The sequence below is a fragment of the Nocardia sp. NPDC004722 genome, assembly GCF_053601505.1.
In genome coordinates this window covers 1-7732 of record NZ_JBSGBY010000414.1, presented here as the reverse complement: position 1 = coordinate 7732, position 7732 = coordinate 1, and the positions used below count along the sequence as shown (strand labels likewise).

General features: G+C 68.9%; 8 protein-coding genes. 1 reads left to right on the top strand and 7 read right to left on the bottom strand.

Annotation, left to right across the window (positions count from 1 at the left end):
- The 7 genes from ACWELQ_RS31530 to ACWELQ_RS31500 form a co-directional block, all read right to left on the bottom strand.
- Positions 1–214 (bottom strand): ATP-binding cassette domain-containing protein (locus ACWELQ_RS31530; RefSeq protein ID WP_452400677.1); only part of this gene is annotated, 214 nt, incomplete at its 3' end.
- A 10-nt stretch (positions 215–224) separates the two neighbouring features.
- Positions 225–1106, bottom strand: a complete 882-nt coding sequence (locus ACWELQ_RS31525; RefSeq protein WP_452400676.1) for an ABC transporter permease — start codon at positions 1104–1106, stop codon at positions 225–227.
- Complete coding sequence (locus tag ACWELQ_RS31520; RefSeq protein WP_452400675.1) at positions 1103–2050, bottom strand: ABC transporter permease; 948 nt, start codon at positions 2048–2050, stop codon at positions 1103–1105. Before ACWELQ_RS31520 ends, ACWELQ_RS31525 begins: the two co-directional genes overlap by 4 nt.
- 6 nt (positions 2051–2056) lie before the next feature.
- Positions 2057–3688, bottom strand: a complete 1632-nt coding sequence (locus ACWELQ_RS31515) for an ABC transporter substrate-binding protein (protein ID WP_452400674.1) — start codon at positions 3686–3688, stop codon at positions 2057–2059.
- A 1-nt stretch (position 3689) separates the two neighbouring features.
- Positions 3690–5039: an ABC transporter substrate-binding protein gene (locus ACWELQ_RS31510; RefSeq protein ID WP_452400673.1), complete on the bottom strand. Its 1350-nt coding sequence runs from the start codon at positions 5037–5039 to the stop codon at positions 3690–3692.
- Between the two features lie 94 nt (positions 5040–5133).
- Positions 5134–5820 carry a phosphonatase-like hydrolase gene (locus ACWELQ_RS31505; protein ID WP_452400672.1) on the bottom strand — a complete coding sequence of 229 codons (687 nt, stop codon included), beginning with the start codon at positions 5818–5820 and terminating at the stop codon, positions 5134–5136.
- A gap of 25 nt (positions 5821–5845) precedes the next feature.
- Entirely contained in the window at positions 5846–6961 is a 1116-nt protein-coding gene (locus ACWELQ_RS31500; RefSeq protein WP_452400671.1) for a TIGR03364 family FAD-dependent oxidoreductase, read from the bottom strand.
- Between the two features lie 256 nt (positions 6962–7217).
- Between ACWELQ_RS31500 and ACWELQ_RS31495 the strand changes: the two genes are divergently transcribed.
- Positions 7218–7732: GntR family transcriptional regulator (locus ACWELQ_RS31495; protein ID WP_452400678.1), on the top strand; the 515-nt coding region annotated here is incomplete at its 3' end.

The window sequence follows — 7732 nt, the reverse complement described above, 5'->3', positions numbered from 1 at the left end:
CGCAGGCGATCATCGGGCTGCTGCCCGGGGCCGGTCGGGTGGGCGGCGGCAGCATCCCGATGATCGCCTGCGCGAGTGTCGATTTCCCGGAGCCGGAGGCCCCGACCAGTGCGATCCGCTCTCCGGACGCGATCGTCAGGTCCACGCCGTGCAGCGCGGTCACCGCGCCGAAGGACACCCGCAGATCGCTGATCGCCACCAGCGATTCGGTCATGGCAGCTCCTTCAGCGGCTCGTCTTCGGGTCGAGGGCGTCGCGCAGCGCGTCGCCGAACAGGTTGAAGCCCAGGCAGATCAGCAGCAGCGCGACGCCGGGGAAGATGCCCGGCCACGCCGTGCGCATCAGGTATTGCTGGGCGTCGGAGAGCATGATGCCCAGGCTCGGCGTGGGCGGTTTGATGCCGAGCCCGAGGAACGACAGGATCGCCTCGCCGAGCACGGCGGTCGGCATGATCACGGTGGCCTGCACGATGATCGGGGCCAGCGCGTTGGGCAGGATGTGCTCGCCGAGTATGCGCCACGGCCCGGCGTGCATGGCCCGCGCCGCCACGACGAAGTCGGTTTCCTTGAGCCGCAACGTCTCCGCGCGCACCACCCGCATCATCACCGGCACCTGCGCGATGCCCAGCGCGATGGCGGCCTGGGTGAGACCGCCGCCGTAGATCGCGGTCAGCCCGACCGCGATCATCACGAACGGGAAGGCCAGCAGCACATCCGTCACCCGCGACAGCACCGTGTCCAGCCACCGCCAATACCCGGCCAGCAGGCCCATCGGCACCCCGGCGAGCACCGCGCACAGCACCGCCAGCGCGCCCACCGCCAGTGAGGCCCGGGTGCCGTAGAGCACGCGGGAGAGGATGTCGCGGCCCAGATCATCGGTGCCCAGGACGAATCCGACCGTGCCGGGGTTCTGGAACGGCATGGCGAATTGCACCTCGGCGGGCGGGTGCGGGGCGAGCAGCGGGGCGAAAACGCCCGCGGTGATGACGATCAGGAGCAGGACGACGCCGACCTTGCCCAGCGGAGCGGCCCACAGCCGCCGCAATACCCGACCCCGGACGGGCGCTTGCTCCGGCGGGGCGAGCGGCTGGTTCTCCGATGCCGTCACTGCGCCCTCCCGGACACTCGCACGCGCGGGTCGATCACCGTGTACAGCACATCGACCAGCAGATTGATCACGATGTAGGACGTGGCCACCACCAGCACGACCGCCTGGATCACCGGGTAGTCGCGACTGAAGACCGAGTCCAGGGTCAGCTTCCCGATGCCGGGCAGCCCGAAGATGCGTTCGGTCACCACGGTGCCCGCGATGAGCAGCCCGAGTTGCAACCCGATGACCGTGGTGACCACGATCAGGCTGTTGCGCAACGCATAACGCACGATCACCGCGCCCGGCCCGAGCCCCTTGGCCCGCGCGGTCCGCACGAAGTCCGCCGACAACGTCTCCACCATCGACGATCGGGTCTGCCGCTGCATCGCGGCCGCGTGCGTGACACCCAGGATCACCGCGGGCAACGTGAGGTGGTAGAGCCCGCGCAGCGGATCATCGAAGGGGGACACGTATCCCGAGGCCGGGAACAGGTGCAGCCCCACCGCGAGGTAGAGCACCGCGAGCAGCCCCAGCCAGAAGGTCGGCACCGACAACCCCAGCAGCGAAACGCCGTTCACCACCCACTCCGGCCAGCGCCCCCGGTACACCGCCGCGATCACGCCGCCGGTCACCCCGAGCAGCACCGCGACCAGCATGGCGTAGAGCGCCAGTTGCAGGGTGACCGGCAGGGTCGCGCTGATCAGGTGCCGCACCGGTGTGCCGGTGCGGATGGAACGCCCGAAATCGCCTGTCGCCGCGTGCTTCACGAACTCCAGGTACTGGATCGGCAGCGCACGATCGAGTCCGAGTTCCGCGCGGATGGCCTCCGGGTCGCCCTGCTCCCCGGCCATCACGGTGGCCGGATCGCCGGGCAGCGCCCGCACGCCCGCGAACACCACCATCGAGACCAGCAGCAGCGTCACGGCGGATTGCCACAGGCGCTGGAACACATACCGCACCATGGTTTCTCAGCCGTTCCGGTCCGCGACGAAGGCGGCCTTGCCGAGCCGGACGGTGCCGTCGGCGTACACCTCGATCCCGGTCACCCGGGTGGAGTGCACGGTCAGGTTCCGCAGCCGGTAGGTGTAGATGTAGGGGTTCTCCCGCTGGATGAATCGCACCGCCTGCTCGTAGAGCGCGCCGCGCCGGGCCGGGCTGGTGGTGTGCGCGGCCCAGGCCAGCACGTCGTCCAGTGCGGGGGAGCTGTAACCGCTGTAGTTGCCGCTGGATCCGGTGGTCAGGAAGCGGGCGATATTGCCGTCCGGGTCGAGGCGGCCCGACCAGCCCAGCAGCAGCGCCTCGTAGTTGCCGTTCTTCTGCGCGGCCAGCATGCCGGAGTATTCGGTCGGCACGATCCGCAGGTCGAAACCGCCCGCGGCGAGCTGGGTTTGCAGCTCCTGCGCGTACTCCAGCTGGTCGGCGACATTCATGACCTGCATGGTGATCGGGTACGGCAGCGGCACGCCCGCGTCGGCGAGCAGCTTGCGCGAGCGCGCCGGGTCGTGGACCGGGCAGGAGGTATCGGCCTGCGTCGCGTACGAGGTGCGCGGCGCGATCGGCGTGCAGGCGGGCTCGTACCAGCCCTTGAACACCTTGTCCACCATGCCCTGTCGATCGATGCTGAGCGAAAGGGCCTGCCGGACCCGGGCATCCTTGGCCAGGGGCGTGTCGATCGGCTTCACCGGCTTACCCGCGCCGTCCACATTGCCGGTGTTGACGTAGAAGCCCTGGAAACCGAAGGATCCCGAAACCAGCAGGTGCAGACGCGGATCCGTGCTCAGCGCGTCCACATCGGTCGGTGACATGGTGTCGGCGGCCTGGATGTCACCGGAGCGCAGCGCGGCCGCCCGGGACTTGGCATCGGCCATGATGCGGTAGGTGATGGAGTCGAAGTGGACGTTCTGCGCGTCGTAGTAGTTCGGATCGCGCTCGACGGTGATGGAGGTCTGCGCCACCCGCTGCGCGAACTTGAACGGCCCCACGCACACCGGATGATCCCCGAAGTCCTTGCCCTCCTCCTTCAAGGCGGCGGGCGACATGATCATCCCGGCCCGGTCGGCGAGCGCGGCGGTGATGGGCGCGAACGGCGTGCTGTAGTGGATCACCACCTGCGAGTCGCCCTCGGTGTCGATGCCGGTGATCGGACCCATCTCACCGCTGCGCTGCGACCCCTCCAGGGTGAGGTGCCGTTTCAGGCTGGTCTCCACCGCGGCCGGGTTGAACGCGGTGCCGTCGGCGAACTTGATGCCGGTGCGCACCGGAATCGTCACCGTCAGACCGTCGTCGGAGAACTTGGGCAGATCCGTCGCCAGCTGCGGCACCAGGTTGCCGGAGGAGTCGTTGTCGTAGAGCTTCTCGCAGATGGTGCTCATGACGTAGCGCATGTACAGCGAGCTGGAGGTGGTCGGGTCCAGCTTGTCGGGATCGTTGGACAGGCCCATCACCAGATCGCCGCCCTCGCGGATCTTCTGGTCACCCACCGGTGTGCCGTAATCGTCGGCGTGCGTGGCGATCTCGGTCGCCTGCCGCGCATGCGAGCAGGAGGCGACCGCGAGGGCTACGACGCCGAGCGTGGCGAAGCGGAGCAGACGGTGACGCATCTCAGCCGTTGCCTGCGAGGAACGCGGCCTTGCCCAGGCGCACCACACCGTCCGGGTACATCTCGATGCCGGTCACCTTGGTGGTGTGCATGGTCAGCAACCGCTCACGGTAGGTGTAGAGGTAGGGGTCGTCCTTCTGCACGATCCGCACCGCTTGCGCGTACAGGTCCGCGCGCTTGGCGGTGTCGCCGGTGCGGGCCGCCTGCCCGAGCAGGTCGTCCACCTGCGGCGAGCTGTAACCGCTGTAGTTGCCGCTGGATCCGGTGGTGAGGAATCGCGAGATGGTGCCGTCCGGGTCCAGGCGACCCGACCAGCCCAGCAGGATCGCCTCGTACGCGCCGCTCTTCTGGGCGTCCAGCAGCGTGGCGTATTCGGTCGGGACGATATCGAGCGCGAAACCGCCCTCGGCGATCCCGGCCTGCAGCGCCTGCGCGTACCGCATGCGGTCCTGGCTGTTCTGCACCTGCAGCTTCACGTGGTACGGCGTCTGCACGCCCGCTTCCTTCAGCAGCTCCTTGGAGCGCTGCGGATCGTAAGCGGCACAGTCGGTTCCGGCGGGCGTGGCGAACGCGCTGCCCGGCACGATCGGCGAGCAGGTGCCCTCGTACCAGCCGTTGAAGACGGTGTTGACCATCGCGGTGCGGTCGATGCTCAGCGAGAGTGCCTGCCGGACACGGGGATCCTTGGCCAGCGGGGTGTCGATCGGCTTGGCGGGTTTACCCGCGCCGTCCACGTTCCCGACGTTCAGGTAGAGACCCATGTAGCCGAGGGAACGCGTCTGCAACAGGCGCAACTGCGCATTCTTGGCCAGCTCGTCCACGTCCTGCGGCGAGATGTAGTCGGCGACCTGGATATCACCCGAACGCAGGTTGGCCGCACGGATATTGGCGTCGACCATGATCCGGTAGGTGATCTTGTCGAGATGCACGTGGGCGGCGTCGTAGTAGTTCGGATCGCGCTCGACCTCGATCGAGGTCTGCGGCACCCGCTTGACGAACTTGAACGGCCCCACACACACCGGGTTGTCGCCGAAATTGTCTCCGGCCTTGGCGAGTTCGGTCGGGGACATGATCATGCCCGCCCGATCGGCGAGCGCCGCGGTGATGGGCGCGAACGGCGTCTCGACCTCGTTGACCGAAATGCCGGTCTGCGCCTTGAACTTCTCGAATACGGGCTTGTACCAGTCGCCGAGTCCGTCGACGGAGTAGACGGTGACCGTCTTGTTGCCCCCGCTCGAGTCGCTGCCGGTGCCGCCACAGGCGGTCAGGCTGAAGGCGACCGCGGTGGCGGAGGTGAGGATGAGAGCGGAACGGGCGATGGTGCGTGCGAGGCGGTTGTTCGTATTACGCACGGTGGCTGCACTTTCAGTTCAGGGGACGGTCGAGTCGAAGGAACAGGGGGTACTCCGCCGCCCGGGCGAGGCGCGCTCGGGCGGCGGAATTCTTCTAGCCGCGCTCGGCCAGCAGCAGCTGCGCGAATTCGGTCACCGAGGGCACGACGTGGGTCGCACCGGCGGCCCGCAGCTGCTCTTCGGTGTGCGCGCCGGTCAGCGTGCCCGCGACGATGCGCGCGCCCGCGGCCAGGCCGGTGGCGATATCGCTGGACGTATCGCCCAGCACCGCAACGCGATCCACGGCGTCGGCCTCGAGCCGCAGCACGGCGGCGAGCACCATGTCCGGGAAGGGGCGGCCGCGTCCGGCGTCGGAGGGGGCCAGGGTCAGGTCGGCGATCTCGTTCCAGCCCAGCGCGTTCAGCAGCCGGTCCTGGGTCTCACGGCTGAACCCGGTGGTCAGCGCCACCTTGATGCCCGCCGCCCGCAGTGCCGAAATCGCTTCGGCGGCACCGGGAATCGGGCTGATCCCGGCGTCCGCGAAGTCCGCGTAGGCGGCCTCGAAGGCGCGGTTGGCGGCCTGGGCGCGGTCCTCGTCGCCGAGCAGGGTGCGGAAGCACCAGATCTTGGACTGGCCCATGGTGTCCTGCACGAACTTGCGCGCGGACTCGCGCTCGGGGCCCTCGGTGGGGACGCCCGCGGCGGTGATGGCCGCCTCGAACGCCTTCTCGACCAGCCCGTCATCGGCGACGGTGGTGCCCGCCATATCCAGGACGGCGAGTTCGATCTGCTTGTCGGACACGATGATTCCTTCGTCGTTGAGGGGTTCAGAGGTCGAGAAGATCGGCGGTCTGCTCGCCGAGGGCGGGGCCCAGCGTCATGCCGCGACCACCGGGGCCGGTGATGACCCAGACGCCGTCGGACGCCTGCGCGCGGGTCACGATGGCGCCCGGATCGATGGACTGGCTGTACACGCCCGCCCAGCGCCGCACGATCGGCGGCAGCTTGCGGCCCAGCAGCTCCTCCATCACGCCGGTGAGGTGCTCGTAGGGGGCCTCGTCCACATCGAAGGTGAACGGTTCGTCGTACTCGTGGGTGTCGCCGATGGTGAGCCCGCCGTGCAGGCGCTGCACCGCCAGCAGCTGCATCTTGTGCTGCGCGGCCGTGAACGGCTGCGCCTCTTCACGATTGAGCCGGTCCAGCTCCGGGCCGGCGAAGGCCGGGTAGTAGCGGAAGCTGTCGCCGTCGGCGATGGCGGTGGTGAGCGGCTCGCCCAGCGGAGCGGTCTGCATCATCTGCAACCGCACCCGGCGCACCGGGATATTGCCCACCAGTTCACGGGTCAGGCCCGCGTGCGCGGCACCCGGGCAGACCAGCACCAGATCGCCCTCGTGGCGGCGGCCCCGATCGTCGACGACGGTGGTGCCGGTGATGGTGCGCGCCTCGGTGCCCGCGAAGAACGTGTAGCGCTCGCTGGCCTCCATGTAGCGGCGCAGCGCGGGCAGCGCCTGGCGCGACTCCACGGCGGCGTCGGTCGAACAGTGCAGGCCCGCAAGGAATTTGCCGCGCAGCGCCGGGTTCAGCGCACGCACCCGCTCGGGGTCGAGCAGTTCGAAGCCGCGCTCGGCGGCCGACGGGTTCGCCATCGCGGCCTCGGCCACGGCGAGCTCGTTCTCGGTGCGCACCAGCGTGATCGAGCCCGCGGGCCGGAAGCCCACGCCCGGCACCTTGCCGCCGATCTCCTCCCACAGCTGCCGCGACCGCAGCGTGAGTTCCAATTCGCTGGCGCTGCGCCCCGAAACCCACACCAGCCCGAAGTTGCGCACGGTCGCGCCGCGCGCCTCCACCTCGCGTTCCAGGTGGACGACCTCGTGGCCGCGCCCGATGGCGGCGAGTGCGTGGGCGGTTCCGAGGATCCCTCCGCCGATGATGACCAATCGCATGACCAACATCCTGGGCAATGGTCTAGACCTAGGAGTGTTTCGTATGGAAACGCTAGGTTAATAATTGGTATAGACCAATCCTGTGTAGGCTGTGGGCATGGAGACGAGGGAGGCCGACGGGGTGGGGCAACAGCTGGAACCCGGGCGCTCACCGGGTGAAACGCCCAGCACAGCAGCCGATTCGGTGCCCGCCGTGGCCATCGATCCGGTGCTCACTGCCCGAAGCGATCCGGAGCCTGCCGCCCCGGGCGATCCGCTGGCCGCCGCGCGCATACCGAAGTCCTACCGCGTCCGTGCGGAACTCGAGGCGCTGCTGACCGAACTCTCCGAGGGTGATCCGCTGCCCTCGGAACGCGAACTCGCCCTGCGTTGCGGCGTCGCCCGCGAGACCGTGCGCCAGGCAGTGCGAGAACTGCTGGTGGAGGGGCGGATTCGCCGCCAGGGTCGCGGCACCGTGGTCTCGCGCCCGAAGATGGTGCAGCCCTTGTCCTTACGCTCCTACACCGAGGGCGCGATCAAGTTCGGCCGCAAGCCCGGCCGTCTGCTCGTCGAATGGACCGACGTCCCCGCCGATCCGGACACCGCGCACGATCTCGCGGTGGAACCCGGCACCGTGGTGATGCACCTCGAACGCATCCTGCTCGCCGATGGGGAGCGCATCGGGCTGGAGAGCACGTGGATGCCGTTGCACCGCTTCGCCGTTCTGCGCGAGTTCTACAACCCGGAGCCGGGACGGCTTCGCCACCGACGGCCAGCACCCGCAAGGAATCC

Coding starts and splice junctions, on each gene's coding strand:
- ACWELQ_RS31520 (WP_452400675.1), bottom strand. CDS start 2,050: ATGGTGCGGTATGTGTTCCAGCGCCTGTGGCAATCCGCCGTGACGCTG.
- ACWELQ_RS31515 (WP_452400674.1), bottom strand. CDS start 3,688: ATGCGTCACCGTCTGCTCCGCTTCGCCACGCTCGGCGTCGTAGCCCTC.
- ACWELQ_RS31500 (WP_452400671.1), bottom strand. CDS start 6,961: ATGCGATTGGTCATCATCGGCGGAGGGATCCTCGGAACCGCCCACGCA.